This is a genomic window from Mesorhizobium sp. M1312 (assembly GCF_040318115.1).
Classification (GTDB): Bacteria; Pseudomonadota; Alphaproteobacteria; order Rhizobiales; family Rhizobiaceae; genus Mesorhizobium.
Genome location: NZ_JAMYLQ010000091.1, coordinates 1 through 1395, shown reverse-complemented (window position 1 = coordinate 1395; position 1395 = coordinate 1). Strand labels below are relative to the sequence as shown.

General features: G+C 62.0%; 2 protein-coding genes. One reads left to right on the top strand and one right to left on the bottom strand.

The window, feature by feature from the left end; genetic code table 11:
- The coding region (locus tag NKH36_RS34640; RefSeq protein ID WP_352966301.1) for an IS110 family RNA-guided transposase at window positions 1–1103 on the bottom strand (1103 nt) is incomplete at its 3' end.
- Window positions 1104–1224: 121 nt separating this feature from the next.
- On the opposite strand from NKH36_RS34640, the gene NKH36_RS34635 reads away from it, so the two are divergent.
- A partial coding sequence (locus tag NKH36_RS34635) for a helix-turn-helix domain-containing protein (protein WP_502912180.1) occupies window positions 1225–1395 on the top strand: 171 nt, incomplete at its 3' end.

Below are 1395 nucleotides of genomic sequence, written 5' to 3'. Positions count from 1 at the left end.
AGCGCCACGAGCAGCTTCCTTGCAAGGGCGACGATGGTTGTCTTTTTGAGGCGCCCCTGATTGCGCATCACGCGTTCGTGGAACCAGCGGGTAAGCGCTGAACTCGGTTGATTGCGCAGCCACAGCCAGGCCAACTCGATCATCGTCGTTCGCAGTCGGGGGTTGCCGGCCTTCGAGACGCCTTGCTCGTGCTGGACCGATCCGCTCTGCCAAGGCGTCGGCGCGAGCCCGGCATAGGCGGCGACCTGCCGGCGATTATCGAAGTGCCGGAACAGCCCTTCCGAGTAGAGGATGGCGGCACACTCGGGGCCGATACCCTTGAGATCGAGTAATGTCGCTGCTGGAGTTTCGGCGACTTCGATGGCCAGCAGAGCGTCGCGCTCGGCCTGCACCTCTTTGATCTGGGCTATCACCAGTTCGATTCGGTCGAGCTCGCGACGGATTTGCCCCTTCAGATGTTCTGGCATTGCGCGGCCGTCGCCGGTCCTCAATTCCTCAAGCCGATGTCGCCGGTCACGTCCCAGGGGCTCGTAGCCGGTGATGCCCTGAGCAAACAGCAGGCCCTTGATCCGGTTGAGATGGCAGGTCCGCTCACCAACCAGAACCTTGCGTTCACGGCCGATGCGCCGATGGTCCTCCTCCTTGACGCTCGGTACCCTAACCATCGCGCACACGCGCGGCTCGCCTCGTTTGTAGGCGAGCAGCGCACGCACCAACGCCTCACCATCGATCTTGTCGGTCTTGGCACGACGCCGCCGGCGCGACGTGGCAATCGAGGCGGCGTCGACGACATGGCTTTCGATCCCCTCGGCCTCCAGGATTCGATGGATCCAGAAGCCGTCGAGACCCGCCTCCTGAATGACCACAAGCGCAAAGTGCCGGCCGGCGCGCGCCTGTGCCTTGTCCTGAAGCTGGGCAAAGCGTGCCAGCAGTCCTGTGATATCGCCGCCGCGTACCGCATGTTTCGACATCTTCTCCCCACTGCCCGGCGACAGCGAAGTGATCAACCAGGTCGATTTACTGAGTTCCAAAGAAATGAAGATCGCGCCAAGATCGGTGCGGATAGCGGCAGACGCCGCAGATCGATCGGCTACAACACGCATGATTGGCCTCCACAGAGTTGTTGGTCAGCAACCCCACTCTGCCAGAGCGCAGGTCGCTATCCACCACCGGTCATGGGATCTTTGATGGAGCATCCTTGTCGTCCGAATCAAAGGATGCGCTATGGGCCAGGTTCTTCACGGGAGCGCCACGACGACAGAGGCGATCCGTCGAGCGATACAACATAGTCAAGCGAGCCTGAGGGCGCTGGCCAAGCGCTACGGGATCAACCAGAAGACGGTCGCAAAGTGGAAGAAGCGGGCTTCGGTCGCGGACGTTCCGACTGGCCCGAAG